A 26723-nucleotide genomic window follows, 5' to 3' on the forward strand; every position below is an offset into this window, starting at 1 on the left:
CGCCGCAGCGGTACCACTCGGAAAGCTCCGGCTGTGAGCCCAGACCTGCGAGTGGGACGGGTGTGGGGTCTGTCGACAGGCAGGCCTGCAGCGCCTGGCCGCACGCGTCCGACATATGGCGCGAACCCGGCTGCGCAGCGGGTGTGGGGTTAATCGACACCCTCGGTCAGGGTGAGCGTTCCCGTAGGAGGGCAGAACCGCACCAAACCTCCCAGGCTCCAGTCGCCCTCCTTCAGGCGCGGACCAGCCCTCGCATTGCCGGCGCATCCGGGCTGCTGGGGAAGGCGCGGGCCACCGCGGCCTCCGGCAGGCGCAGATGATCCCGCAGCAGGCCCTTGGCGACGCTGCGGAGGTCCTGTGTGGGCATCAGGTCCCGGTTCTCGAACAGCCGATTCTCGGCCAGCCCCGGCCAATCCGCCACCACGCGGCCGCCGGCGACGGCACCGCCAGCCAGGAAGGCGACGCCGCCGGTCCCATGATCCGTGCCCATGTTGCCGTTGACGCGCGCGGTACGGCCGAACTCGGTCACCACCAGCACGGCAGTACGCGCCCAATGCTCGCCCAGGCTGTCCCGAAGCTGTCCCAGCCCATCATCCAGCGCCCGCAACGGACCCAGGATGCGGGTTTTCTGCCCGAGATGCGTGTCCCAGCCGCCGAGCTCCAGCGCCGCCACGCGCGGCCCGCCCGGCTCCGCCATCAACCGTCCGGCGATGCCAGCGAGGCGGGCGAAGGTGACACGCTCGCGGTTGGTCTCGGAATCACCCAGCGCCTGCGCCGCGAAGCCGCGGCCCCGCATCCCTTCGGCAAAGCTTGGGCCGAGGCGCGGATCGGCCTGCTGCAGCGCCGCAAGCCGGTACATCAGCTCCGCCGCAGGCCGGTCCAGCCCCGGCGGGGCATAGGCGCCGACCGGGACGGAGCCGCGCAGCAGCAGCGGTACGCCGGTGCCCACAGCAAGCCCGGTGCGCGCCTGTTCGCCCGGCGGCAATGCCTGCAGGGCACGGTTCAGCCAGCCGCTGGCCAGGCGCTGGCCACTGCCGGATTCCAGCAGATCCTGCGCCTCGAAATGGCTGCGGCTGCGATAGGGGCCGGCGACCGCATGCAGCACCAGGGCCTGGTTCGCCGTGAACATCGCATGCAGATTGGCCAGCGCCGGATGCAGTCCAAACATGCCGCCGAGGTCCAGCAACCTTTCCTCGGCTCCCGGTTCCTGCGCCGATTCCTGTCCCGGTTCCGGCAGCGCCAGCGGGCCACGCAGTGCTGCGAGCCCAGGGTCGCCATAGGGCTGCACCGCATACAGCCCATCCAGCGCGCCGCGCAGCAGCACCACGACCAGCCGCCGGTCCCCCGGTGCCTGGCCGAAGGCGAGGCGGGACCGCCCGGCCGCGAAGCTGGCGCCAAGGCCGAGCAGCAGGCCGCGGCGGCCGATGCGGAAATGGGCGTGCGGGGTGTCGCACCTGGGCTGGCTCATCGGTGCATGAACTCCGGGCTGCCGAGCAGCAGGGTCAGCGCATCGCGCATCGAGCCGGCGCGGCGCATTTCCCGCGCCGTCTCTGCCCGGCCGAGCGGACCGAGGGCGGCTTCCGCCGCTGCCATGCCGTCCACCCGCTCCATTCGGCCGGCGAGGGTGAAGGCCCAGTCGATCCGCCGCATCAGTGCCTCCGGCGCCGCCCATTCGTCGGCGATGTCGGGCCAGCCGATCGGCTGCGGCGCGATCCAGAGCGGTTGGCCGAGGCTACCAAGTCCGCCCAGCGCCAGCCTGGCCCGGTTGGCCCCGAGCCCGAGCGCGCGGCAGGCGGCCAGTACGTAGTCCATCGGCGCCCGCAGCTTGGCCAAGGGCGGGTCCCAGGCCTGCGGCAGCGCGACCAGGGCGCGGGCGGTTTCCGCCAGGTCGCCCTTGCTGTCCCGCAGCACCGTCTCCAGCGCGCGCACCGCTTCCGGCGGCGGGCTGTCGGCCACGAAATGCCGCGCCAGTTTCACCGCCAGGTGCCGCCAGGTGGCGGGATGCTCCGCGAGAAAGCGCAGCGCCGCCTCCCCCGCCGCCTCGCCGGGGCCGAAGCGGCGGCCGAGCAGGAATTTCTCGCCCGGCTCATGGGCGAAGCGGCGGAACTGGAAGCCAGGGGTGGCGCCGTCGCCAACGAAGCTCCAGCCGGTCAGGATCTTCGCCAGTTCCTGCACATCGTTCTGGGTGTAGCCGCCAGCGGGTGAGAGCGTGTGCAGCTCCAGCATTTCCCGCGCCAGGTTCTCGTTCAGGCCGCGGCGTCCGCGTCGGCCGGCCGGGCTGCCCGGGCCGACAGAGCCGGCATTGTCCAGATAGACCAGCATCGCCGGGTGGCGCGCCACCGCCACCACCATGTCGGCGAAGCGGCCGGTGACATGCGGGCGGATGGCCTCCCGCTCATAGCTGCCGATCAGCACCGCGATGCTGCCGGAGCGGCGGCTGACGGTGAAGTGGTTCATCCAGAAATCGACCAGCCTTTCCCGGAAGGGCTGTGCCGCTTCCAGCCGCCGCGCGGCCCAGGCCTCGGTTTCCTGCCGCAGCAAGGTGGCGATGGCGGCGCGGGTCTGCTGCGGGTCGCCTTGCGGCTCGAGGGCGCGGCGCGCCACCAGATCCGCGTTGCGGATCGCCAGTGCCTCCGCCAGGCTCACGCCCTGCGGCGGAGCGCCGGGCAGGTCGATCTGGCCGAGCAGCCAGTCCTTCGGCTGCGGCGGCGGCGCCTCTCCCAGCCGAAGGCCGAGCCCGAAGCGGATGGCGGCGATGTGGCCGTGCAGACTCATGCCCAACCCATAGCATGATGCCGGCAGCCAGGGGCCTGCCAGGTTGGTGACATAGCGTGACCGCCCGGGATGACGGCAGCAGCGCCAAGACACGCGGCTGATGGCGCGCTCCAAGGCGTTCTGCCGCGCGCTTCGCCGTGCTCCGATTGTGCGTGCTGGCTTGCCGCGCTACAGGCGGCCGACCCGGCAACAGCCAATGCACCGTCGGCCGTGGCCGCCATGGTCGAGTTTACCGTCCTCGAACAAGTGTACTGGTTCAATAACCTTCGCCTCCTCGACGCCGAACGGCAACATCCCTCCCGCTGCAGCCGAGGAACGCGACCATGCCGCACAGGAGAATCTGTGCCTCGCGGCGTGACTCACATCGAATTGCCTCCGGCAAACCCAACGCGGTTCAAATGGACGGACGGCCAATCTTATACGAACGACCAGCAGCTTATTCTGGTCTTGTTGCCTCTGGATTTGTACGGGATTAGGAAGCGTCGGTCAGACGCAGGCGCCTTGGCCGCGGCGCTTTGACATGCAGCGCGTTCGGGCCTCCGCGGAGAAATGGCACATGGTGCAGTTGCGACAGGTCGTCGACATTGGTCCTGTTCAAATGGGCAACCACCTTCCCCTCGCGCTGATTGCGGGCCCATGCCAGATGGAAAGCCGCGCGCATGCGCTGGAGATGGCCTCGGCGCTGAAGGAGATCGCGGCGCGGCGCGGCATCGGCCTGATCTACAAAACCTCCTACGACAAGGCGAACCGGACGTCCGCCGGTGCGGCACGCGGCCTCGGCATGGCAAAGGCGCTCGAGGTATTCGCGGAAATTCGTGAAAGCCTCGGATTGCCGGTGCTGACCGATGTGCATGACGCCGCGCAATGCGCGCCGGTGGCAGAAGCCGTCGATGTGATCCAGATCCCGGCCTTCCTCTGCCGCCAGACCGATCTTCTGCTGGCGGCGGCGGCAACGGGGCGCGTGGTGAACATCAAGAAGGGCCAGTTCCTGGCGCCGTGGGACATGAAGAATGCCGCGGCCAAGGTGACGGGCGCGGGCAACCCGCGCGTCTTGCTGACCGAACGTGGCGCCTCCTTCGGCTACAATACCCTGGTCAGCGACATGCGCGCGCTACCCATCATGGCTGCCGATACGGGGCTGCCCGTGGTGTTCGATGCGACGCATTCGGTCCAGCAGCCAGGCGGCCAGGGCACGTCCTCCGGTGGCCAGCGCGAATTCGTCGAGACGCTGGCCCGTGCCGCCGTCGCGGTGGGCGTCGCCGCCGTCTTCATCGAGACCCATGAAGACCCGGACAACGCCCCCTCGGACGGGCCGAACATGGTGCCGCTGGCGCAGTTCGAAGCGCTGCTGACGCGGCTGCAGGCGATCGACACGTTGGTGAAGGGTTTCGACGGCAGCCGCGCAGGACAGGGCGAAGGCTAGTGGCTGCTGTTCCCTGCATGAACCCCATCGTGCTGATCCCCGCGCGCATGGCGGCAACGCGCCTGCCGGGCAAGCCGCTCGCCGATCTGCATGGCGTGCCGATGATCGTGCATGTCTGGCGCCGGGCGATGGAGGCAGCGATTGGCGAAGTGGTGGTCGCCACCGACAGCGCCGAGATCGCGGATGTGGTGCGGGGTTTCGGCGGACGCGTCCAGATGACCCGCGCCGACCACCCCTCCGGCTCCGACCGCATCCATGAGGCGCTGGAAGCCCTGGATCCGGAGGGACGGCACGACGCCGTGGTGAATGTGCAGGGCGACCTGCCGACCATCGCGCCGGAAACCATTCGCGCCGTGCTGACCCCGCTTTCCGACCCGGCCGTGGATCTGGCGACACTGGTGGCGCAGATCCGGCGCGAGGAGGAGCGCACGGCATCTTCCGTGGTGAAGATGGTGGGCAGCGAGATCTCGCCCGACCGCTTTCGCGCGCTGTATTTCACGCGCGCGACGGCACCCTGGGGCGATGGCCCGCTATGGCACCATATCGGCCTCTATGGCTGGCGGCGTACGGCATTGCGGCGCTTCGTCACCTTGCCGCCCTCGCCACTTGAGCGTCGCGAGAAGCTTGAGCAGCTGCGCGCGCTGGAGGATGGCATGCGCGTGGATGCCGTCGTCGTGGATGACGTGCCGCTCGGCGTGGATACGCCGGAGGATCTGAAAAGAGCTTGGGAAATGCTTGCATGACACCGCTTGCCGATGGTTCGAACGACGCGGTGGCGGAGCAGGCTCGCCGCGCGACGATGCTGCGTACCGTCCGGCTCGAGACCGAGGGGCTGCAGGCGCTGGAGACGGCGCTTGCGGGCGAGTTGGGTGATCGGATGCTCGCGGCGGTGGCCCTGATACTGGGACGCAGCGGCCGCCTGATCGTCACCGGCATGGGCAAGTCAGGGCATATCGGACGCAAGCTGGTGGCAACGCTGGCTTCCACCGGCACGCCGGCGCATTTCGTCCATCCTGCCGAGGCGAGCCATGGCGACCTGGGCATGGTGCAGCCGGAAGACGCCGTCATCGCCCTGTCCTGGTCCGGGGAGGCACCGGAACTCGCCGATATCATCGCCTATACGCGGCGCTTCAGCGTGCCGCTGCTGGCCATCACCTCACGCGAGGATAGCGCGCTCGGCTCGGCGGCGGATTTCTGCCTGACGATGCCGCGAATGGCCGAGGCCTGCCCGAACGGCCTGGCGCCGACAACCTCCACGACCATGACCCTGGCGCTGGGCGATGCGCTGGCCATGTGCCTGCTGGAAGCACGCGGCTTTTCCCCGGCGAACTTCCGCGACTTCCATCCGGGCGGCAAGCTCGGCGCCCGCCTGAAGCGGGCCCGCGACCTGATGCACGGCGCCGTCGAACTGCCGCTCGTCCAGGACGGCGCCAGCCTGTCCGACGCCATCATGGAAATGACGTCGCGCCGTTTCGGCGTCACGGGCATCCTGGACAAGGACGGCCGCCTGATTGGCGTGCTGACGGATGGCGACCTGCGCCGCGCCTTCCAGCGCGGCTTCAAGGACGGACCCGTCGCCGCGGCCATGACGCAGAAGCCGCTGACCGCGACGCCGGAGGCGCTGGCGCCGGACCTGCTCGGGCTGATGAACGAAGCGCGGATCACCAGCCTGTTCGTCGTTGCCGATGACAGGCGCCCGGTTGGCATCCTGCACCTGCATGACTTGCTGCGTGCAGGCGTGATGTAGGCGGTTTACGCCCGCAGCTTTTGCGATTGGCCCGGCGCAGATTTCAGGCGCCTGGCGGGCTTGAATGCGCGTCCCGAGCAAGATCAGTTGCCCGTGCTGGGCCTGCGCGCCCATCCGTCCTGGGCCAGCTGATCGAGAGTGCTGGCTGTGCGGCGCATGGCAGCCTCGGTCTGCAGCAGGGCGGCCTTGAGGTCGCTGTAGTCCAGGGCTGCCCGTGGTATCGGCTCGAAGGGCTCGATCGGCGGCGGTGCGCCTTCGGCCCCGGCCGGCATCGTCCGGGGTCGCCCTGGTCCTCGTCCAGGCACGGGCCGGCGTGGTGGAGCCACGACGGCGGCGAGTGGCGCCAGGCCGCGCAGGCCGAATAGACGGCGCGCGGTGCGCCCCGTCACCTCGACCACGACGCCGTCTTCAACCAGCGCGGCGAGGATCGTGAAGGCGCTCTTGATCGAGATCCCCAGCGCGCGGGCAAGGCTGGTGGCGGAAAGCAGTGGCACGGCGGCCATCAGGTCGACGGCGGCGGGTGTGCGGGAATGGCGGCGGCGGCCGGCGACGGCGCGACGGGCGTCGGACCAGCCGCGATCGAGGTCGGACAGCAAGCTCAGGAAATCCTCGGCCTCCTCGGCGATGGCGTGCAGGAAGACCGGGATCCATCGCGCCAGATCCCATTCGACCTCGGCGCGCAGCGCGGCGGCGCCGGTCAATGGCAGCGGCGCCCGCAGCAGGCCTGTGCCCATCCAGTGACGCAGCAGGGCGGCGCGGAGCGGGGCTCTGGCACCGCCCTGCTCAAGCCAGCGCCAGGCGGAAGCCGCGGCATCCAGCAGGCTGACGCCGGTCGTCGCGCCGTTCTGGAGCACTGCCAGGGCCAGCAGGACCTCGCTCTCCTCCTCGGCGTCGGGGGCGGTGAGCCAGCGATGCAGAACAAGCGCGGCGCGGCCCGCCTCGAAGACCGCCCCGGCTTCGGCGAGGCTGCGGGCGCCTGCCATCCGACGCGGGCGCAGCCCCTCGATCAGGGCGGCGAGGTGCCATGGATCGATTAACTGGCCGTCGACCGCGGCCTGGCGGCGCACGGCGTCGAGCCGGGCACGGTGCAGCAGGGCGGGCAGCAGGGGGTGGTGCTGGCTGGCCTGGTCGAGCCGGGCGAAGGCGGCGGCGGCACGGGCAAGCGCGCCGAGCAGGGCGGGGTCAACGCCTGGGCCCGGGGTGTTGAGGAGCGCGATGCGCGACGTGGACATGATCGGATGGCTTCGATTCAGCACGTTACGGCACAACTTACCGGATCAAGCCATATGGGTAAAACAACGATGATATTCGGGCCAATCCACCCCGAATCATGCTGTGGCAGATTTTACTATCCATAATGCGCCTTGTGGGTAGTAAGGGTCGGCACCTAGAATCGGCTCCAGCCCAGCCCCGGGAGGCCCCTTGCACGATTACGGCACGCCCCTGGGCATCCAGGTCATCGACGCCGCCGCGCCCCCTGCCCCGCTCGGCCGGCCACCTGCTACCGTCGCCCGCTGGTTCGACGCCGCCGCCGAGGCGGTGCCGCCCACCTCCGATGGCACGCTCGCCGGCGATCAGGCCGCGGCCGAGGCTTTCCGGCGGCTCGCCACCGCCCGGAACACCCGCAGCGCCTATCGCTCCGCCGTGCGTGCCTGGTGCGCCTGGTGCCTGCTGCATGATCGCCAGGCGCTGCCGGCTACCGTCGCGGATGTGGCCGCCTTCCTGGCGGGCGAGCGCGCGCGTGGGCTCGCCGCCCCCACGCTTGTCCTGCGCCGCGCCGCGCTGCGCTTCCTGCACCGCGCCGCAGGCCTGCCGACGCCGACCGACGACATCCGCGTGGCCCAGACCCTGGCCGGCATTGCCCGGGCTGCTGCCGCAGCCGGCGAGACGCCCCGGAAGGTCACGGCCGCCACCGATGCGCTGCTGCGCCAGGTGCTGGCGCCGATCCCTGACGATCTGCGCGGCCTGCGCGACCGCGCCCTGCTGATCGTGGGCTTTGCCGGAGCGCTGCGGCGCGCCGAGATCGCCGCCATCGAGGTCGAGCGCCTGGTCCCGACCGAGCGCGGGCTGGTGCTCGAACTGCCGCAGACCAAGGGCTCCCAGGCCGCCGCGGTGCGCATCCCCCTGCCCTACGGCAGCACGGAACTCTGCCCGGTGCGTGCCATCGCCCGCTGGCGTGCGGCGGCGGCGATCGATGCCGGGCCGCTGTTTCGGCGGATCTGGGCACCCGGACCTGCCCGGCTGAGCCGCATCCCGCCACGGCCGCGCATCGGCGATGCGCCGCTCTCCCTGCAATCGGTCGGCGACATCGTGCAGGCCCGCGCTGCGGCGGCGGGCTTCGATCCGGCGGCCTTCGGCGGGCACAGCCTCAGGCGCGGGGCGCTGACCACCGGGATGAACCGCGGTGTCCATCCCGCCCAGCTCAAGCGGCTGGGCCGGCACAAGCGCTTCGATACCCTCGGCGAATACCTTGAATTCGGCGACCTGTTCGAGGGTCATCCGCTGGCCGGAAGCCTTTGATTCCACACGAGCATGATGCCGCCCGCCGCGCTGCACAGGCGGCGATCCCGGCGATGGCCTGGCAGCACGCTATCGGAAGGCAATCTGGTAGCTACCAGTTGACTACCAGATAGCTTTCTGGCGACTATCGGCTTGCAACTGGATAGCGAGCCATCGGCCGATGCCGACCATCGTGTTCGCGTCGCCGAAGGGCGGCGCCGGGAAAAGTACCTCCGCTGTCGTGCTTGCGAGCGAATTGGCGCTGCGGGGTGCCGAGGTCACGCTCATCGATGCGGACCCCAATCGCCCGGTGAGCCGTTGGGCTGCCCGGCCCGGCTGTCCATCGACCCTCACCGTCCTGGCGGATGTGACGGAAAGCTCCATCATCGACGAGATCGAGGCGGCGGCTGCGCGGGTTCCCTTTGTCATCGTCGACCTTGAAGGAACGGCCAGCATGACCGTCGCCTACGCCATCAGCCGGGCGGACCTGGTCATCGTGCCGACACAGGGCAGCCAGCTCGACGCTGCGGAGGCCGTGAAGGCCATCCGGCTCATTCGCCAGCAGGAGAGGGCCTTCGGCCGACGCATACCCTATGCCGTGCTCCTCACGCGAACCTCGTCCGCCATACGCCCTCGCATCCTCCAGCACATCCGGGAGGAGTTGGCGCGGAACGAGGTGCCGGTCCTAGACAGCCAGATGCATGAGCGCGAGGCCTTCCGGGCGATCTTCAGCTTCGGCGGAGTCCTGCAGGGCCTCGGCTCCGACCAGGTCAGCGGCGTCGAGGGCGCGATCAAGAATGCCCAGGCCGTGACGGCGGAGGTCGTGTCGCTTCTCAAGGGCTCGGCCGAAGCCGCGAAGGCCGTCGCATGAGCGGAGGAAGGGCTCCTCTCTTCGGGCAGGATGCGGACCTCGACCTGTCCGGCTTCAAGCCCAAGGCCGCCGCCAAGCCGGACCAGGTGCGGGATGTCGCGGAGCAGGCAGGCTTTCGCAGCCGTGAAGCCTCGCCACCCCTGGCCACCACGACGGATCCAGCGCCGCGGGAGCCGCGCCGCTACCGAACGGGCCGCAATGTCCAGCTCAACCTCAAGGTCAGGCGCGAGACGGTGGACGCCTTCTACAAGATCGCCGATCAGCAGGGCTGGGTGCTTGGCGAGGCCTTCGAGCGTGCCGTGGCGGCTCTTCAGCGGGATCTCGGAGACGGTAGTCGGGAGCTATCCGAAGGCTAGCTGGTAGCTACCAGATATTTTGCGAGGGCGATGCCTCGTCATCCGGACAACACCCGGGCCAGGGCCGGCTTCAGCGGACCGAGACACCAAGCCGGCGCATCCGGTCCCAGAGCGTCGTGCGCGAGATGCCCAATGCGCCGGCGGCATCGCCGATCCGCCCGCCGCAGCGTGCCAGCACCCGCCGGATATGCGCCCGCTCCGCAGCATCGCGAGCCTCGGCAAGCGAGAGCGGCTCGGCCCGGGTTGCGACCTCGCCGGGCGCATCCGCCACAGCAGGGGAGGGCGGCGCCGCCCTGTTGGCGCATTCCGGAAACAGGTCCTGCGCGGCAAGCGCCGGCGCGTCCGCCAGCAGGACCGCCCGTTCCACGCGGTTGCGCAATTCCCGCACATTGCCCGGCCAGGGATGCTCCAGCATGGCCGCCATGCCATCGTCGGCGAAGCTTCGCTCGGCCTTCGCGAAGCGTCGCAGGAAGTGCCGGGCAAGATCCTGCAGGTCGCCAGGGCGGGTACGGAGTGGCGGCAGGACGAGCGTGATGCCGGACAGCCGGAACCATAGGTCGGCGCGGAACGTGCCCGCAGCCACGCGCGCCGGCAGGTCGGCATTGGTCGTGGCGACGATGCGGGCCCGCGTCTGCACCGGCTCCGCGGCGCCGATCCGCAGGAAGCGGCGCTCCTCCAGCAGGCGCAGCAGCCGCGCCTGGAGGGAAGCGGGAAGGTCGCTGACCTCGTCGAGGAACAGCGTGCCGGCCCCGGCGGATTCCACCAGGCCGGGTGCTCCGTCGCCACCGAACAGGATGACCTCCGCCGCGGCCGTGTCGGCCGGTAGCGCGGCGCAATCGACCACCACGAAGGGCGCCACGGCGCGGGCGCCGGACAGGGCATGCAGGCGGCGCGCGGCGACCCCCTTGCCGACGCCGCTTTCCCCGGTCAGCAGCACGGTCGCCTCCGCCGATGCGACGCGCTCCAACTCGGCCTGCAAGGCCAGCATGGGCGGGGAACGCCAGCCGGGCGGGTCCAGCACCGAGGCCAGATCCTCGGCATCCTCGGTGCCGCGATCCTCCTGCGCGAAGGCCCGCAGCTTGTCGAGCACCCGCTGCGCCGGGAACGGCTTGGCGAGGTAGTCGTCGGCGCCGGCCCGCAGCAGCCGCACCGCCTGGTCGAGCCCCCCGAAGGCCGTCATGACGACGACGGGAACACCGCCGAGCTCCGGCATCAGCCGGACCATCAGGGCCTCTCCGTCGCCATCCGGCAGGCGGATATCGCACAGGACCAGATGCGGGCGATGGCGGCGCAGCAGCGCCTCTCCCATTTCGGCGGTCTGCGCCCAATGGGTGGTGACGCCGGCCAATCGCAGGCGTTGCACCAGGGCCTGGCCGAATACGGGATCGTCCTCGATCATGATGACCGAGCTGTTGGCGAGGTCGGTCATGCCGGGATCGCCGCCGGATCGGCCGGCGGCACCCGCAGCGCGACGCGATTGCCCAATCCCTTGCGCCCCGGCTCCACGGCAATACGGGCGTGGAGCCGGTGGGCGATGGTTACCACCACCTCCAGCCCCAATCCCAACCTCGCCTCATGCAGCCTCGCCTCGTCCTGCGAGGCCGTGCCGACGCCCAGGCGCTGCCGTGCCGCGGCGGGCAGGCCGGGCCCCTCATCCTCCACCGCCAGCAGCAGCCCGCCATCCTGCTCCACCCCGGCCTCCAGCTCGACGCGCCCCCCGGCCGGCGTGGCGGCGACGGCATTCAGCAGCAGATTGAGCGCAGCCTGGCGCAACGGCGGCGCATCGACCGGGAAGGGGCTCGGCAGCGTGGCGCGCCAGTCGAGGCCCACGGCGCGCCGTGCCGCCTCCGGCGCCACCAGGACCCGCAGATCCTCCAGATCCGCCGCCTTCAGCGGGCGTGGCGGCCCGCTGTCCCGGTGCTGCGCAAGCGTCGAGGAGACAACGCGTTCGATCTGCCGCAGGCCACGCTCGATCATCTCCAGCGCCTCGGCACGCTCGACCGGGTTGTCACCCGCGGCATGTGCCGATTCGACCGCCGTCAGCATGCCGGCCAGCGGGTTGCGGACCTCATGCGCAACAGTTCCGACCAGCCTGCCCAGCACGGCACCGCGCTCACGCTCCGCCAGGCGTTGCGTCAGGCGCTCCCGTTCCGCGACATGCGCGACCATGGCGTTGAAGGCGGCCGCCAGCCGCGCCGCCTCGGTGCCTGGCGGCGGCAGTGCGGCTTCCGGGATTGGTGCGATATGCCCCGACCCGGCTCGATCGAGGGCGGAGGTGACACCGAGCACCGGCCGCATGGCGTGCCGGGCGGCCAGCGCCGCGAGGGCGCCACCCATCACACCGACCGCAAGCCCGAAGGCCAGCATGGCGGCCCGGAGTTGCTGGCGCCTGCGCGTGATGGCGGAGACGTCGAGCTTTGCGGCCAGGATGGCGATGACCTCCGCCCCGTTCTTCAGAGGCCGCTGCACCCAGACGGCATCACGCTCCGGCGACACCTCCCAGGCCGGGCCGGCGTTGCCGCGCAGGAAAGGCGCCAGCCAGTCCGGCTCGGGGCCGACGCCAGCGGCGGAAACCTGCCTTCCCTCCGGCGTGCCGACGACCAGGCGACGCTCCCGGATGCCTTCGTAGAAGCCTGTCGCGCGGTCCAGCACCTGGTCCAACGCCGTCCGGCCTCCGTCGCGGATGGCCGGGAGCACGGCGGCGGACAGGCCATCCAGGTAGACGCGCCCGAGACGCTCGGCCTCGAGGTCCATCCGGTGCCCGGCCAGGCGAAGCGCGATCTGCGTCGTGGCTGTCACGAACAGGAAGACGGCGGCCGCCGCCAGCAGGGGCACGCGGAGTGAAACCGGCAGGGAGGGCTGTCGCAGTCGCATGAAGCGGCAAACCAGTCAGTGTCGCCCAGCAACGCGGGAAGCAGCCCTCGGGTGCATCTTCTGCATGAAGTTAGGTGCTGGCAGTCCGGTTCAGGAATCCGAACACCCTGTCGGCCGCCTTGAACGACAGGCACCGGATTTCGGACAAAACAGGGAAGAATTCGCGGGCTCGTTCGGCAGGGGGAAGACTGCTGAACGGGTGGCGATGGATGCCGTTCTTTTCTGGCCAGGTGACGAGGACGCTCGGTTTTTCTTGCCGCGGACGTCAGCCCGGTACGTCACAGGCGGGATTCCCCGGACATCCAACAACCCACGATACGGAGGCTGATCATCATGAAGAACATCCTTTCGAGCACCGCGCTCGCCGCCGCCCTGCTTCTGGGCGGCCACGGCTTTGCCAGCGCGCAGTCGACCCAGTCCAGCCAGATGCGCGGCACGGCGTCGCCGATGAGCGAGGAGCAGCTCAAGAACACGCTGCGTGAGCGTGGCTACACGGAGATCGAGGACATCCGGCGTGACGGGCAGATGTTCCGCATCTCGCAGGCCCGCCGCTACGGCGAGACGGTCGACAACCTGCGCGTCGATGTCAGCACCGGCCAGGTCCGCAACGAAGACCGCCTGAGCGAGGACCAGGTCAACAACATGCTCGAGGAGCGCGGCTACTACGACGTCGAGAACGTCGAGCGCGACGGCTTCACCTACACCGCCGACGCCAAGCAGCGGGTGCGGCTGCGGGTTGATGGCCAGAGCGGCTCGATCTCCCGTGAGCGCACGCGCGAGGACGATTGATCAACGGCTGGATACCAGCCGGCTGGGGGAACTCCCTCCCAGCGTCGGCAGCCGGTGGCAGGCGCTGAGCCAGCATCGAAGCCGATCAGGCCCTGTCGCCACGCCAGCCAGTCGCCGCGCTGCCAACCCAGGCGATCTCAGCAGAAGGACAATTCATCCATGAAGAACAGCATGAAAAGCCGCGAAATCAGCCCGATCCGGGCCACCCTCCTGGCCACGGCCGCCACCTTCGCGATCGTCGCCGGATCTGCCGTGCAGGCTCAGCAGGCGCCGCAGGCGGGCAGCGGGCAACAGCAGGCCCAGCAGGGAACACAGCAGGGTGCTCAGCAGGGCGCGATGCAGCAGGCGGAGCAGCGGCTCCGGCAGGTGCATCAGCAGCTCGGCAATGCCAGCGGCCAGGCCCCGTCGCAGACCGTGCAGCAGGCGCGGCAGGCACTCGACCAGCTGGGTCAGGCGCTGCAGCAGCGGCCGGCCGCCCAGCGGACCGACGAGGCCAACCGCACACTCGACCAGCGTGTGACCGAGGCGCGTCAGGCGCTGCAGGGCAATGCCATCGAGGCGCCGCGGGCCCGCAACGCCGTGGAGCGCGTCCTGGCGGCCCTGCCGGGCGCCCGTAGCGCCCAATCCGGCCAGCAGTCTGGCGATCGCACCGCCGGCGCGCAGGTGCAGGCCTCCTCGACGCTGCAGGTGACGCAGCCGCCGCCGGAGGTCACCGTCCAGCAGGGCGAGCCGGAGATCACCGTGCTGGTTCCGCAGCCGGAGATCATCGTCCGCCAGCCGGCGCCGCAGATCACGGTCCGGATGCCGGAGCCGCGGGTCGGCGTCGAGCAGGCGCAGCCCCAGGTTCGCGTCTCGGAGACGGATTCGCAGAGGCGGCAGGACCAGTCGCGCGTGCAGGTGCAGCAGGCGCAGCCGCGTGTCCGCGTGCAGCAGGCCGAGGGCGAGCCGCAGATCCGCTTCGAGCGGACCGGCGAGCCGGTGATCCGTACCGAGCGACAGGCGCAGACCCAGCAGCAGCAGCAGCCCGCCGCACAGTCGCAGCGCACTGCGGCTGACACCACGGCCCGCGACACCTCTACGCGTGGCGCGGAAGACCGCAATGCCACGACCGGAGCCTCGGCGGCACCGGCGCCGGCGCAGTCGGGTGGCGCCCAGCAGGTGGGCATGCCGCTGGCCCGCGTCTCGAACCTGGTCGGCACCAATGTCGTCGGCACCAATGGCCGCGACGCCGGTGAGGTCGAGAACCTGCTGATCGACCAGAACGGCCAGGTGCGCGCCGCCGTGGTCGAGTGGGGCGGCTTCCTCGGGATTGGTAGCCGCGAAGCGGTCGTGCCGATCGAGCAGCTGCGCTTCGGCGCGCAGGGCGAGCGCGTGCGGATGGAGCTGACCCGCGAGCAGCTGGAAAGCCTGCCGCGCTACGAGGCCGACCGCGTCGGCACGTATGGCCGCGAGCAGGGCTGGGGCGAGGGTCTGCGGCTGTACCGCTGATGAACCTCGGCGCGGGATGACGGGCATCGTCTCCCGCGCCGTCACCACCGGCACGGGCAGCGCCCGTGCCGCAACAGCGCGGGGTAGACGACATGATCGGCGGAATTCTCAAGCTTCTGGGTGGTGCGGCGGGAATCGTCTTCCTGATCGGACTGCTCGTGGTGATCGGCCTTTTCGCGCTCATCTTCTGAGGCAGGGCTGGCCGTCTCCGCCCCTCGACGTGTGCGCCATCCAGCCACGTCCTGACCGGAGCACCCGTCGCAATTCTCATCCGGTCCCTTCTGGAAGGCGGCACCCGTCGTGGACGAGGCCCGCCCCGGGAACGGGGAGCACCGGGCCTTCCACGCAGGCAATGGATGCCGGGACCGATCAGGTCGTCCGACCGCGCCCGGCGCTTGCGACGCGCAGGCGGGAGGGATATATGTTCAGTATATCCCAAGGGGCGCCGATGACCCGCACCTCACTTTTCCTGAGCAATCGCTCCCAGGCCGTGCGTCTGCCCAAGGACGTGGCCTTTCCCCCAGGCGTGCGCGAGGTGGCGATCATCCGTGACGGGATGCGTCGGGTGATCGTGCCGGCCACGGCGATCTGGGACGACTTCTTCGCGGGGGAGAGCGTTGATCTCGGCGAACGGGCGCAGCCACCGCATCAGGTCCGCGAGCCGTTCTGATGCTGCGGAACATGCTCGATACCAATCTCTGCATCCGGCTGCTGCGCGACCGGCCGCAGGGGTTGCGCCCGCGCTTCAACGCGGAGGCCGACAGTCTCTGCATCTCGACCATCACCCTGACGGAGCTGCTGCACGGCGCAGCGAGATCCGCGCGGCCGGTCGAGAACCGCCGGCAGGTGGAAGGGCTCGCCGCGCGTCTCGCGGTGCTGGCCTTCGACGAGGATGCCGCGGCGCATGCCGGCGAGATTCACGCCGAACTCGAACGGCGCGGCCAGGTCATCGGCCCCTATGACATCCTCATCGCCGGACACGCGCGCAGCCGTGGTCTCGTGGTGATCACCGGCAATCTCGGCGAGTTCCGGCGTGTCGACGGGCTGCGTGCGGAGGATTGGCTGGCCGGTTCACCAGGCTGAATCGGCAGGCCGTCGCTCCAGGCCGTGGCATATCTGGACTACAACGTCGTTGGCGCGCTTCGAGGATCTGCGAACAGGCCGGGCAGGCGATCGGTGCCCGATGGCCTGATGATCGGTCGCCAGGTGCGAAAGCGGGAAAGGGATGCGGCACGTCATGGAAGACACGTCACCGGCGCCGCCCCCACGCCAGGCCCGCCGCGCCTTCGTGAGTTGCATCACTGACAACTTCATCGGCCTGGGCGGCGTCTTCCTGCAAAGCCTGGTGCTGTCCAGATCCATTCCCGCCAACACCGATGTCGTGCTGCTGACGCATCCGGTCTACGCCCCGCTGAATGACGAGAACCGCAACCTGCTCCTGCGGATCCATCCTCCGCTGATCTTCGAGGAAGCCAACGCCGACTTCCTGGACGATGAGCTGGTGAAGCGATGGCGCGACGGGAAGATCGTCAAGCAGGGGATCGACGCGGATCTTCCGAACAAGAAGAGCGTCTATCTGAAGCTCTGCCTTCTCAGGATGGAGCGGTACGAGGCGCTGATCTGGATCGATTCGGACTTCATGGTCCTGCGCGGCGTGGGCGGCGTGTTCCGGCTGCCCTTCAGCCTGGCGTTGGTCGCGGCCGGGCCGTCACGCCATGGCTTCGGGGTTGATTTCGGCGCCTCCCGCGCACCGATCAACTCCGGCTTCATGCTGATCAGGAAGCCCCATATCGGCATGGTCTGGTTCGAGAAGGCGGTCTCCCTGCTGCATGAAAGAAGTCATACCAGCATCCAGGACCAGTCACTCCTGCAACATCTGTGGCGTGATTCCGATATATTCTATCTTCCACACACCTATAACTGGAAGATGCAGGAAGACGCCTCGACGGCCTTCTGCAAGGAAGCGCTGCAGAATGCGCGCGCGGTCCATTTTGTCGGAGTGACAAAATGGCGGCTGCTGCAGCCAAGCGATGGAAACCCGCTCTACGACCGGTTCCATGAACTCCGGCAGATGGCCGGAGTACCGCTGGTCATGTCAGGTTGAGCATGCGGCCCGGCCCGCGAAGGCCGGCAGGGTCATGACCGCCCGTAGACGTCTTCCAGGCGGATGATGTCGTCCTCGCTCAGATAGGCGCCGGTCTGTACCTCGATCAGGATGAGGGGAACCTGCCCCTTGTTCTCCAGCCGGTGGACGCAGCCCAGCGGCAGGAAGATCGCCTCGTTCTCCTTCAGCTCGATCAGCTCCTCGTCGCGGGTCACGAGGGCGTTGCCGCCCACCACGACCCAGTGCTCCGACCTGTGCTCGTGCTTCTGGAGGCTGAGCTTCTGTCCGGGCAGCACGATGATGCGCTTCAGGACATAGCCGTCCCCGCAGGCCAGCAGCTCCCAGCTACCCCAGGGGCGCTCGCCGTGCTCCCCGACCGTGTAGGTTGTCGATTTCCGCGTGGGGTTCTGGTCCATCTTGCCTGGTCCTGCCGCTTCAAGGCGGTCCCGGAATCACTGCCGGTGGGAGACGCCGGCAGTGATTTGAACACTTGCCTCGACCAACCACAATCACCCAGCCGGAATCACCGCGGAGCCTCGGACGCCCGGTGTGGAGTCCGGGCGGCGTGCATGCATGCCCTGGAAAAGGAAAAAATTCTTGACGGTGGAGGTAATTTAGGTATTTAGGCACTATCACGTGGCGCCATCCGTGCTGCGCCTCGGCGCAGGCGCATCCCACGCCTGGTCCCGATTTCCCTCGACGCCGCCGCACCATGCAGCGGCCTGCCTCCCGGCGGGCCGGCAGCGTCCGGATTCGTGCCTGCAACCAACACCGAAGGGACATCATCCCATGCTGCTTGCCACACAGCTCTGCAACGATGCAGGGGAGCCTCAGGCATGACCATGACAATGGCCTATGTCCCGGGCGTACTGGAGGAGGCTGGCACCCGGCTGGTCGGCCCATCCAGCCTGCGCAGCCTCGCGACGCTGCAGCGCGCGCAGGTCACGTCGCTCGCGACCGCGTTCGGGGCGGATGGCGCGACCGCGGTCGAATATGCGGCGGACATGCCGCGCTTCAGTGGCGCCGCACGACGCCTGCTGATCGAGGGGCAGCGGGCCAATACGGTGCGGAACCCACGCGGCGAAGGCGGTCTTCCGTTCCCCTCCAGCTCGCTCCCCACCAATTGGGCGGCCTCCGTCTCCACCTCATCCTTCGGGGCCGTCAGCCGCGCCAATGTCGGGAGTGGGATCGAGAACGGCATCCCGTATTTCGATATCCGCTTGTCCGGCACGCTGACCGGCGGGCCGGTCGTACACGCGATTCATTTCGAGAACACGACCGGTGTCGCCGCGGCGCCCGGCGAAGTCTGGACCTGCTCGCGTTTCGCGCGGGTTGTGGGTGGCAGTACGGCCGCCGTGACGGGCTTCGGCATCCGGTTCACCGAATTGACGGCAGCGGGCGCCGTGCTTCTGAACGCGGACATGATGGTTCCGCCGGTCACCGCCGCGGCGCTCGTCACCCAGCGCCATGCCGTCACGCGGACACTGACGGATCCGACGACGGGGCGCCTGCGCCCGGCGCATTTCCTGCTGCTGGAGGCAGGCGAGCTGGATATCACGATCCGCCTCGGAGTGCCGCAGCTGGAACTCGGAGCCTTCGCCTCCTCACCCATCCTTCCCGCGATCGGCGTGCCGAGTGCCAGCATGCGCGGCGCGGATCTGGCAAGCGCATCGCTGGCAAGCCTCGGCATCGCCGGCCCCTGCACGATCCTGTGGCGCGGCGTGCTGCCGCAGGCGGCGGAGACGGCGGTACAGGCCCTGTTCCAGCTGGATGACAGCAGCGACAACAACGGCTTCGCCATGTTCAACGATGCGACCGGATCGGCCATCCGGTTGCGACGCAGGCTCGCCGCGGCAGGCAGTCTCGCCACGGCCGGCACGATGACGCCTGGCACGGCCTTCTCGGTCGGCATGGTCGTGCCTGGCGATGGGTCGGCGAGGGCAAGCTTCAACGGATCCACCGTGGTGAACGTGACGTCGGGACCGACCTCGGGCCTGACCACGCTGCGGCTCGGCAATGGCGCCGCCGGCACCTCGCCGATGTTCGGCGAGGTCCAGCACCTGCGCGTACTGCCCTTCGCCATGACCGACACACAGCTGGAGGCCGCGGTGATGGCGCTCAATTAGGGTCACACCATAGGACGGAGGGGGAACATCATGCAGCGTCGGCGAGTGTGTAGCGGCCGACGCGCAGCAGCCGGAAGCCGTCCGGACCCGTGCCGGTGCGCGAGCTCGAGGCGCGGCACGTCTCGCTTGTCGCGCTGAACGGCATGACCTTCGATCTCTCGACACCGCACGGGCGGATGATGGCGCGCACGGGGCAGGGGTGAGCCCGGCCCCGTTCAGAACCCCAGCTGCCGCAGCTCCGCCTGCAGGCGCTCGGCACAGGCCTGCGGGTGGCGGGTCGCGCGCAGCGTTTCCAGCCCAACATCCTCGGGCTGTGCAAGCTCCCGCAGCCAGCCCTGCAGGTCGTCCGCCGCTTCGTCCGCCCCGGATTCCAGGGCCAGTTGCGCGGCGATCATGCGATCCAGCCGGTCCTCGCCATTGCTGCCGCGGCCCCGCCACAGCGCTGGCTCGCGTGCCGGTGCAATGGGCAGCATCTGGGCGCGGAGCAGGGCCGCGGTCAGCGCCGCATCCGGCGGCGGCAGCATCGCCAGCGGGTGCGTCCGCAGCGAAATCGTTCCAGGCCCGGCAGGCTCCTCGCCGGCGACCACATCCTGCAGCACCAAGTCCTGCAGCATCGGACCCCGGCCGGTTGCGGATGGCTGCTGTCCCGGCTGCTGCAACCGGTGGCGCAGCGGCTGCTCGGCGGCGTCCAGACCGTCCGGGAGGGGCGCTTCCAGCACCTCCAGCCCATGGCCGCGCAGCCGCCGGAACAGCGCCGCGGGCGCGGCCGGATCCAGCACCACCACGGGCCGGTGGTCGAGCAGCGCCCAGACCACGGCGCGGCGCAGCAGGATCTCCCCCAGCGTCTGCCAGGCCAGGCCGAGACCGGGGCCGAGACCGGTGGCGGCCGAGAGCTCCACCAGGCGCTGCGGGCGGCGGCGAGGCCGGACCGGGCGGAAGGCGGCCCCGAAGGCGGGGCTCACCGCCGGCGGCCCGCGGTCCTTGGGATGCCGATAGGGAGCCACGGCCCGCACCGCCGGATCGAGCAGGCCGACCAAGCCCCGCGCCAGCAGCGCCACCGCCAGCTCGCTCCAGATCGAGCCGGGGCGGCCTTCCTGCCATGCGCCGCAATCCTGCAGCGCAGCCAGCAGCACCTGTGCCGGAAAGGCGACCACGCCGGGGCTGCCGATCTCCGCCACCAGCAGGTCGAACTCGGGCGGCGGCCGTATCGCCGCGATCCCATCGGCCTCCCCGTCGCCCACCATGCGATAGCCGCCACCCACCACCATGCCATCCGGCATCGTCGTCACCGCCACGGCGAAGCCGGCGCAGGCATTGGCGCGCAGCGTTGCCGCCAGGCGTACGGCCTGCGCCGGCGGCAGGGTGGTGCCGCTTTCCTGCAGCAGCAGATAGGCCTGCGGATGATCCTGCGCGGCCCGGGCCAGCAAGGCGCCGAGTTCGGCATCCTGCCCCGCCAATGCTGGCGGCAAGGCCACCGGGACCAGGTCCGGGGGCAGCTCGATGTCTTCGGCCGCGGTATCGCCTGCCTCAGCCTGCTGCGGGGTGTGCAGCCGGCCGACCACGGTGGCGCCGCCGGTCTTGTCGTGGCCGCCGCCAAGCCGGACCGGCGACCCGTCGAGCGGCGCGCCATTGGCCATCAGCCGGACCACGACCTCCTCATCATCGTGCAACGCGCTGCCGAGGATGCAGAAGGCAAAGCCTTGGTGGCCATCGCCGACGCCGAGTTGCTTGAGGTCGGCGCGGTAGATGTCGGCGCGCGCCAGGGCGACGATCCGGCCTTCGACCTCGAGGCCGACCTGCACGCGCTGCCGCGGCTTCCGCCAATCCACCGCCCAGCCCCGCACCGTCACCTGGCCCCGCAGCCGCTCGACATGGTCGATGAAGCCGACCAGCGTGCCGAAGGAGACCCAGAAGCCGATCGGCAAAGGGCAGGGCGAGGACAGCTTCGCACCGTCGGCACCCACGAACTCCGCCGTGGTGTCGCCCTGGGCGATCAGTTCCTCGGGCAGGGTGAACGCGGCCCCGCTGGGCCCGGCCGGGGTCCAGGGCAGCGGGGTGCCCCCTACCTTCAGCACGGCCCCGCGCGGCAGCGGCGCCGGCGCGATGCTGAGCGTGACCCGCTGCAGCCAGCGCTTCTCGATGACGGTCGTCGGCAACACCGTTTCGCTCATGGAGCCCTTCTGATCTGCACCGGGCCGAATAGTCGCCTTCGTCCCATCGCGCCGCGGAGCAGACTCAGGGTGAAGGTGCAGGATCGTCCCGCCAGCCCCTTGGGCATGGGAAAGTCGGCCGCCCATTCGCTGCCCGGCGGAAGGTCCGCCAGCAGCGGCAGCGTATGGCGGACCAGGGTGGTGCCCTGCTCGTTGCTGTGGCCAGGCTCGTTGCTGTGGAACGCCACGTCGAGATGCGTGGCGCCACGCCCGGAACGCCCGGCCCGTACCCAGGCATGCGGACTGCGGTTGAACAGGCGCAGCGTGACCGTGCTGCCCTCGCCCGACGTGCCGAGGTAGGCGCGGATCTCGAGATCCGCTGCATCGTCCTCGGTTGGGCTGGCTGCCGCCAGGCTGTCCTGCCCGGTCAGGAAGGCCGCCGCCGCATGCCGCGGCACATCCGCGATCGCGGCGAGCAGCGCGGCCGTGCTGCCTTCGGTCGCCGGCGCCTGCAGCGCGCCCGCTTCGCCATGGCCGGCCAGCGCCGCGGCCAGTGCCGCGTCCAGCCCCAGCACCGGCGGCGCCGTCCCCTGCGCCGCGAAGCCGGCCGGCTGGGCCAGCAGCAGCGGCAGGTCCAGCGCCGCGGCATGCGACAGCGCCGGCGGAAAGCCGGAGGCGGACCCCATCAGGATGCCGGCATCGAGCGCCGCCATCACCTCGGCCGAGGGGTTCGCCACCGGCACCGCATCGGTTGACGCAATGCCGGCCGCCTCCGCCTCGGCAGGCCCCGCCTGCCCACCCAGGGGCAGCACCAGCAGGTCGAGACGCTGGCGCGCCTCGGCCGGCAAGGCCCAGACCGCATCGGCCACCAGGTCGAGCGTGGCGCGGTCGGCTTCGGCGACCAGCAGGCCGATACTGCGCCGACCATCCGGGCGCGCGGGTCGCGGGTAGATGGCCCGCCAGGTCGCCGGCGGCGCTTCGGCAACCCGCAGCGGCAGCCCCGGCAGCGCCGCCCGCAACGCATCGGCGACCCCGAGGTCGGTGGCGATCGCGGTGCCGCCGGCGGCACCCAGCCGGTGCAGCAGATCGCGCGCCCGCGCGCCGCCGGCCGGCCAGCAGGGCACCGAGACGAAGACCTGCTTCTCCCCGGCGCGGGCCATGGCGAGCAGCCGCGGCATCAGCATCTCCCCGGCCTGCAGCAGCTCGGGCAGCCCGATCAGCAGTGCCGCACCGCCCGGCGTCTCGCCCAGCATGTCGAGCAGCCCGATGCCGACCGAAAGCGGCAGCCGCTGGGCCGCCGGCACACGGTCGAGCAAACCGCCAAAGCCATCGCGGGGATGGCCCTCACCGAGGATGAACAGGGTCGTCTGCAGCATGAGGGCGGCCTTGATCTGGTCCTGCGCCGGGACCGGCAGGCCAATCAACATCCCTTCCGCCGCCATTGCCAGCAAGTCGCCCAGGCGCGGGCCGATCTCCTGCGCCAGCGCCGCAAGGGCCGCCGGGGTCAGCGCGCCTGGGGCGGGCTGCCAGCGGATCGGCACGCCCGGGAAGCTGTGCCGCAGCGCCGCCACCTGCCCGGCCAGGTCAGGCCGCGCCGGGCGCAGCATCCGTGTCGGGCCATCCTTGATGTCGCAACGAAGTCGTCCCTCGCCATCCGGCATCGCCACCACGTCGCCCGATGCCTCAGCCGATGCCGGGGCCGCCGGATCTGTGACCAGCCGGATCTCGCGCGGGTCGGGCCGCGGCCAGCGCAGCGCCTCGCGCGGGTCGAGCGGGCTGCCATGCAGCGGCAGACCGCTGGTCACGTCGGTGAACCGCCAGGGCGGCGGGCCAACCCGTTCGGCCAGCCAGGCCAAGTCGAGGATCCGCCCATGCCGGCCATCGCCGAGGCAGGCGAGCTCCAGCTCATGCACCTTCTGGTCCGGCCGCAACCGCTCCCGCAGCCCCGACGCGCCTTCGATCAGGACGCTGCGCCAGGCCGTCGGCTGTTCCGGCCGCCAGGCCCAGAGCAGCGCCCGGCGCGCATCGAGCTGGGCCACGCCACCCGCCAGGCCTGCCGCTTCGGCCTCGGGTTGGGGGGCGGCCGGCACCGGCCCGAAGGGCGCGCCGCACAGCATCCGCAGACGCGATTCGAAGCCCGCCGGGACCGGACCCGCCGAGGCCGCAGCCCGGGCGGAGACCGGCGCCAGCGGCAGCAGCCGCGCCGTGTAGGAACTCGGGCTGAGGCAGCTGATCCGCGCCAGCGGAAAGGCCACCCGCAACGCCGTCAGGAAGCCGAGGTCGGTCTCCAGCCCATGCTGCGCCGCCTCGTAGCCGCCCGAGAGATGCACGGGCGCCGTCATGTCGCGGATGAAGTCCGGCACGGCGTGCACATAGCGCTGATCGGCCTGGTATAGGTCCATCCCGGCGATGCGGATGTCGCGGAAGCCGAAGGCGAGCATGGTCGCCACCGCCTGCAGACCCTGGGTCGGCAGCATGGGCCGCACCCGTTCACGCGGCGCGGCCAGGAAGCCGGCGATGATCGGCTCGGCGCGCAGCAGGTCGAAATGCGACATGCGCGGCTGCAGCAGGCGCGCCAGCTCCGCCGCCTCCGCCCGGAAGGGCGGCAGGGTTTCGCGCGCCACCCCGACCGGGGTGAAGAAAGTGCCGAAATCATAGGCCTGCTCGGCGATCGCCGCCTGGAAGCCCAGTTGCAGCCAGCGCCGCGCCACCGCCCAGAAGATGCCATCGACCCGGCTGCCGTAGCGGCGCGTATCCTCGAAGAAGAAGGCGTTGGTGCGGACGATCACCGCCTCCTCCGGCACCGCGCCGGCCGGCAGGTCAGCGGCCGAGGGGCCGTTGCCCACCACCACGACCGGCCGCCCGAGGCGTGCCGCCTCCGACCAGGCCGCCGCACCGCGCAAGGGCTCGATCATGCGGCGACGGGGACCGGCTGGCCCGAGGCGCCAGCCATCAGCGCGGCCAGCACCCGCTGCGCCAGGCCGGTCGGGGAGGCCAGGTCCAGCCCCCGCGCGGCGATCGCGCCGGCATCGGCGGGCCGGGCCAGCGCTGCCTGCAGCGCCGCCAGAGCGGCCTCCGGCGTGTAATCGGCGAAGACGCCGCAGCCCGGCAGGCCGGCCACCGCCTCGGCCGCGCCGGTCCCGGCATAGGCGACCACCCGCTTGCCGAGCGCCAGCGCCTCGATCACCGACAGCGGCATCGGATCATCGGCCGAGGACAGCAGCAGCAAATCCATCGCCGCCAGCTCCGCGGCCAGTGCCGCCCCTTCCATCCGTCCGGCCCAGCGCACGGCCGGGCTGGGCGGCGGCAGGCCGGGTTCCTGCACGTCATGGCCGATCCAGCTGAAATCCCATGGCAGCGCCAGCGCCGCCGCCCGTTCCGCCACGGCGCCGAACAGGGCAGGGCCCTTGCGCGCCTGCACGGTGCCCAGCATCGCGATCGCAATCCGCGCACCGGCTGGGGCCGGCGGCGGCGCCTCGGCCGGGCGCGGCACCTCCGTCGCATTGCCGACCACGACGCAGCGCGTGGCGCCATACTGCCCGGCCAGCAGCCGCGCCTGGGCGGCGGAGACGCAGAGCAGCAGCGCCGTCGGCAGGCGTTCGGCAAAGCCCTGCCACAGATCCGGCGCCGTCTGCCGGAACCGCTCCAGCGTCCAGGCGGTTTCATGCAGGTAGATGGCGCGCCGTGCCGGCGCGATGGCGTCATAGACCCGCAGCGCCGCCTCGCCGCGCTCGAACATGCCGGCCGAGTTGAACAGCACTGCGGCCTCCGGCGGGATGGCGCGCAGCACTGGCCGGGGGTCCGACTCCGGGCCGATCGGCAGGCAGCGCACCGGCACGCCGGCGGCGCGCAGCACCTCCGCCATGCGCAGCGCGGGGCGGGCCAGGCCGGTACGCTCGGACCAGTCATGCGAGACGATGACGAGGCCGCCACGCGGCACCGCCAGCCCCTCCAGCCGCAGGGGGGCAGGGGCCGGGCCAGCGGCTGGCACTCCGCAGGGGCGGCCCACCGCCTCGATGCCCGCCAATACCAGCTGGGCCAGCAGCCGCGCCAAGGGCTCGCCCCCGGCGAGCGGCAGCAGCCGCGCCGGAGATGCGGCGGGCGTATCCCGGTCCGTCGCCAGCCGGGCGAGCAGCGCCGCGGCCCGGACCGGCCCATCGGCAATGGCCAGCCCTTGCGCCACATCGTCCGCCCCATGCCCGGGCGCGAGCAGCAGCGTCTTCCATCCCAGCCGCAGCGCCTCGGCCGCATCGGCCGGGCGGGTCGTCAGTAGGATCGGCGGCCCGCTTGCCTCGATGCCCGGCGGCAGGTCGAGGCCCAGGGTCTGCAGGCCGGGATCGGGCACCACCTCGCCCGGCCGCGCCGGCTGGCGCAGCCGCGACCAGGCCCAGGCCCCCACGCCCGGCTGGCCGATCGCCACGCGCCGCGGCGCCGCCAGACCGGTCTTGCCGGCCACGGAAGCGGCATCCGCCGGGCTTGCAAGCACCAGCAGGTCCGGCGCGCTGGCGCCCCAGGGCGGCGCCTGGGTGACGTCACGCGAAGCCAGGCCGAAGACGTTGCGCGGCAGCCCGGCCGTGGCCTGCGCCAGCACCACGGGCAGACCGGCGCCGCGCGCCTCGGCGATGCGCGCGCGCGAGATGGCGCCGCGGTCGTCGAACAGGATCAGCCCGGCAACCGGCTCGGCCGCTGCGGCTTCCCCCAGATGCAGGAAGGCGGGCGCATCGGGCGGCAGCAGCGCCTCGGCCGCGGCGATCACCGCGGCGGCGTCCCGCGCCAGGACCGCCCAGGGCAGCGGCGCGGCTACCATCGCTGCACGCGTCCGGCGGGCACCAGGACCTCATCGACCAGCCGCCGCTCGAAATCGACCGCATGCACCTCGCCCACCTGCAGCGGCCGGCCGGTGCTGAAATAGTGGCCGCCATGGCGGACGAAGAAGTCGAAGCCGGTGATGGCGACAGGGTTCTCCAGCGCAAAGGCGAGCGTGGTGACCATGCGGAAGCCCGTGGTCGGCTTCGGATAGATCAGCTCATTGCTGAAGCGGTGCAGGTCCGGCGGCAGGAAGGTGCTGCCGGGCGGCGCCGGCACGCCGAGCCGGCCGGCACAGAACAGCGCCATCGGCGGCAGGTGCTGCGCCTCCGGCTGGTACAGCCAGGCATGCTCCGGCCGCAGCCCCGGGTCCGGCTCCCCCAGCCGGTTGGCGGAGGAGAACCACAGGGTGGTGCGGCACCCGGTATCCGCCTCGAAGCCGCCGATCCGCGCATCGTTCAGCCGCACCACAGCCCCCGCCGCGTCGATCCGCGCGCCGCCGCCGCGGCCGATCAGCTCCGGTGAATTGCCGACGATGACGGTCTGGCCGGCCTCCATCTGCCGCAGGGCGGCCTCGGCGCCCTGCAGGGCGGCGGCGTGTTCAGGGGAGGGATGCGGGACAGGCTGGCCGGCGAGCAGCACCAGGCCAGGATCGGCACGCCAGGCGGCGCGGGCCTCGGCCAGCCGTGCGCGCGTCGCCCGGTGCAGCGCCGCA

The 26723-nt window shown here is 71.0% G+C and carries 22 protein-coding genes and 1 pseudogene; 13 read left to right on the forward strand and 10 right to left on the reverse strand.

The window, feature by feature from the left end; all coding sequences use genetic code 11:
- Positions 1-232: 232 nt before the first annotated feature.
- Both HB662_RS28115 and HB662_RS28120 read right to left on the reverse strand, forming a co-directional pair.
- Positions 233-1468 (reverse strand): DUF1501 domain-containing protein, encoded by a 1236-nt coding sequence (locus HB662_RS28115; protein WP_168055284.1) that lies wholly within the window; start codon positions 1466-1468, stop codon positions 233-235.
- Positions 1465-2775, reverse strand: a complete 1311-nt coding sequence (locus HB662_RS28120; RefSeq protein WP_168055286.1) for a DUF1800 domain-containing protein — start codon at positions 2773-2775, stop codon at positions 1465-1467. Before HB662_RS28120 ends, HB662_RS28115 begins: the two co-directional genes overlap by 4 nt.
- 556 nt (positions 2776-3331) lie before the next feature.
- Here HB662_RS28120 and kdsA point away from each other — a divergent pair.
- The 3 genes from kdsA to HB662_RS28135 are packed head-to-tail and all read left to right on the forward strand — an operon-like array spanning position 3332 to position 5945.
- Positions 3332-4198, forward strand: a complete 867-nt coding sequence (gene kdsA / locus HB662_RS28125; RefSeq protein WP_168055288.1) for a 3-deoxy-8-phosphooctulonate synthase — start codon at positions 3332-3334, stop codon at positions 4196-4198.
- A 17-nt stretch (positions 4199-4215) separates the two neighbouring features.
- Positions 4216-4941: a 3-deoxy-manno-octulosonate cytidylyltransferase gene (locus HB662_RS28130; protein ID WP_168055290.1), complete on the forward strand. Its 726-nt coding sequence runs from the start codon at positions 4216-4218 to the stop codon at positions 4939-4941.
- On the forward strand, positions 4938-5945 hold the full coding sequence (locus HB662_RS28135; RefSeq protein ID WP_209443518.1) for a KpsF/GutQ family sugar-phosphate isomerase: 1008 nt from the start codon (positions 4938-4940) through the stop codon (positions 5943-5945). Before HB662_RS28130 ends, HB662_RS28135 begins: the two co-directional genes overlap by 4 nt.
- 83 nt (positions 5946-6028) lie before the next feature.
- Here HB662_RS28135 and HB662_RS28140 read toward each other — a convergent pair whose 3' ends face one another.
- Positions 6029-7177, reverse strand: a complete 1149-nt coding sequence (locus tag HB662_RS28140; RefSeq protein ID WP_168055292.1) for a Fic family protein — start codon at positions 7175-7177, stop codon at positions 6029-6031.
- 190 nt (positions 7178-7367) lie between these two features.
- On the opposite strand from HB662_RS28140, the gene HB662_RS28145 reads away from it, so the two are divergent.
- The 3 genes from HB662_RS28145 to HB662_RS28155 all read left to right on the forward strand — a co-directional run bounded on the left by HB662_RS28145 (position 7368) and on the right by HB662_RS28155 (position 9671).
- On the forward strand, positions 7368-8465 hold the full coding sequence (locus HB662_RS28145; RefSeq protein ID WP_168055294.1) for a site-specific integrase: 1098 nt from the start codon (positions 7368-7370) through the stop codon (positions 8463-8465).
- A 160-nt stretch (positions 8466-8625) separates the two neighbouring features.
- Entirely contained in the window at positions 8626-9315 is a 690-nt protein-coding gene (locus HB662_RS28150) for a ParA family protein (RefSeq protein WP_168055296.1), read from the forward strand.
- Positions 9312-9671 carry a stability/partitioning determinant gene (locus HB662_RS28155; protein ID WP_168055298.1) on the forward strand — a complete coding sequence of 120 codons (360 nt, stop codon included), beginning with the start codon at positions 9312-9314 and terminating at the stop codon, positions 9669-9671. Before HB662_RS28150 ends, HB662_RS28155 begins: the two co-directional genes overlap by 4 nt.
- 70 nt (positions 9672-9741) lie before the next feature.
- On the opposite strand, the gene HB662_RS28160 is transcribed toward HB662_RS28155, so the two are convergent.
- Positions 9742-11100: a sigma-54-dependent transcriptional regulator gene (locus HB662_RS28160; protein WP_168055300.1), complete on the reverse strand. Its 1359-nt coding sequence runs from the start codon at positions 11098-11100 to the stop codon at positions 9742-9744.
- Entirely contained in the window at positions 11097-12545 is a 1449-nt protein-coding gene (locus HB662_RS28165; RefSeq protein ID WP_168055302.1) for a sensor histidine kinase, read from the reverse strand. Before HB662_RS28165 ends, HB662_RS28160 begins: the two co-directional genes overlap by 4 nt.
- A 333-nt stretch (positions 12546-12878) precedes the next feature.
- Between HB662_RS28165 and HB662_RS28170 the strand changes: the two genes are divergently transcribed.
- The 6 genes from HB662_RS28170 (at position 12879) to HB662_RS28190 (ending at position 16926) form a co-directional block, all read left to right on the forward strand.
- On the forward strand, positions 12879-13334 hold the full coding sequence (locus HB662_RS28170) for a PepSY domain-containing protein (protein ID WP_168055304.1): 456 nt from the start codon (positions 12879-12881) through the stop codon (positions 13332-13334).
- Positions 13335-13505: 171 nt separating this feature from the next.
- The gene (locus tag HB662_RS28175; RefSeq protein ID WP_168055306.1) at positions 13506-14822 is read left to right on the forward strand and encodes a PRC-barrel domain-containing protein; all 1317 of its coding nucleotides are present in this window, start codon (positions 13506-13508) and stop codon (positions 14820-14822) included.
- 65 nt (positions 14823-14887) lie between these two features.
- Entirely contained in the window at positions 14888-15013 is a 126-nt protein-coding gene (locus HB662_RS29875) for a small membrane protein YohP (protein ID WP_280865802.1), read from the forward strand.
- A gap of 257 nt (positions 15014-15270) precedes the next feature.
- A complete protein-coding gene (gene vapB / locus HB662_RS28180; RefSeq protein WP_168055308.1) occupies positions 15271-15492 on the forward strand; it encodes a type II toxin-antitoxin system VapB family antitoxin in 222 nt (73 codons plus the stop codon).
- Positions 15492-15905 carry a tRNA(fMet)-specific endonuclease VapC gene (gene vapC, locus HB662_RS28185; RefSeq protein WP_168055310.1) on the forward strand — a complete coding sequence of 138 codons (414 nt, stop codon included), beginning with the start codon at positions 15492-15494 and terminating at the stop codon, positions 15903-15905. Before vapB ends, vapC begins: the two co-directional genes overlap by 1 nt.
- Positions 15906-16059: 154 nt before the next feature.
- Positions 16060-16926, forward strand: a complete 867-nt coding sequence (locus HB662_RS28190) for a glycosyltransferase (protein ID WP_168055312.1) — start codon at positions 16060-16062, stop codon at positions 16924-16926.
- Positions 16927-16958: 32 nt separating this feature from the next.
- Here HB662_RS28190 and HB662_RS28195 read toward each other — a convergent pair.
- Positions 16959-17285 (reverse strand): annotated as a pseudogene (locus HB662_RS28195) (cupin domain-containing protein); the annotation flags it as partial.
- A 396-nt stretch (positions 17286-17681) separates the two neighbouring features.
- On the opposite strand from HB662_RS28195, the gene HB662_RS28200 reads away from it, so the two are divergent.
- Positions 17682-19052, forward strand: a complete 1371-nt coding sequence (locus tag HB662_RS28200; protein WP_168055316.1) for a phage head spike fiber domain-containing protein — start codon at positions 17682-17684, stop codon at positions 19050-19052.
- Between the two features lie 215 nt (positions 19053-19267).
- Here HB662_RS28200 and HB662_RS28210 read toward each other — a convergent pair whose 3' ends face one another.
- The 4 genes from HB662_RS28210 to HB662_RS28225 form a co-directional block, all read right to left on the reverse strand.
- Positions 19268-21223 (reverse strand): hypothetical protein, encoded by a 1956-nt coding sequence (locus tag HB662_RS28210; protein ID WP_168055318.1) that lies wholly within the window; start codon positions 21221-21223, stop codon positions 19268-19270.
- Positions 21220-24117, reverse strand: a complete 2898-nt coding sequence (locus tag HB662_RS28215) for a hypothetical protein (protein WP_168055320.1) — start codon at positions 24115-24117, stop codon at positions 21220-21222. Before HB662_RS28215 ends, HB662_RS28210 begins: the two co-directional genes overlap by 4 nt.
- A complete protein-coding gene (locus tag HB662_RS28220; protein ID WP_168055322.1) occupies positions 24114-26009 on the reverse strand; it encodes a glycosyltransferase in 1896 nt (631 codons plus the stop codon). Before HB662_RS28220 ends, HB662_RS28215 begins: the two co-directional genes overlap by 4 nt.
- Positions 26003-26723, reverse strand: a 721-nt coding sequence (locus HB662_RS28225; protein WP_171970302.1) for a glycosyltransferase family 29 protein, incomplete at its 5' end; no start/stop codon positions are given. The genes HB662_RS28220 and HB662_RS28225, both read right to left, overlap by 7 nt.

This window comes from Falsiroseomonas frigidaquae (assembly GCF_012163145.1).
Lineage (GTDB): Bacteria > Pseudomonadota > Alphaproteobacteria > Acetobacterales > Acetobacteraceae > Falsiroseomonas > Falsiroseomonas frigidaquae.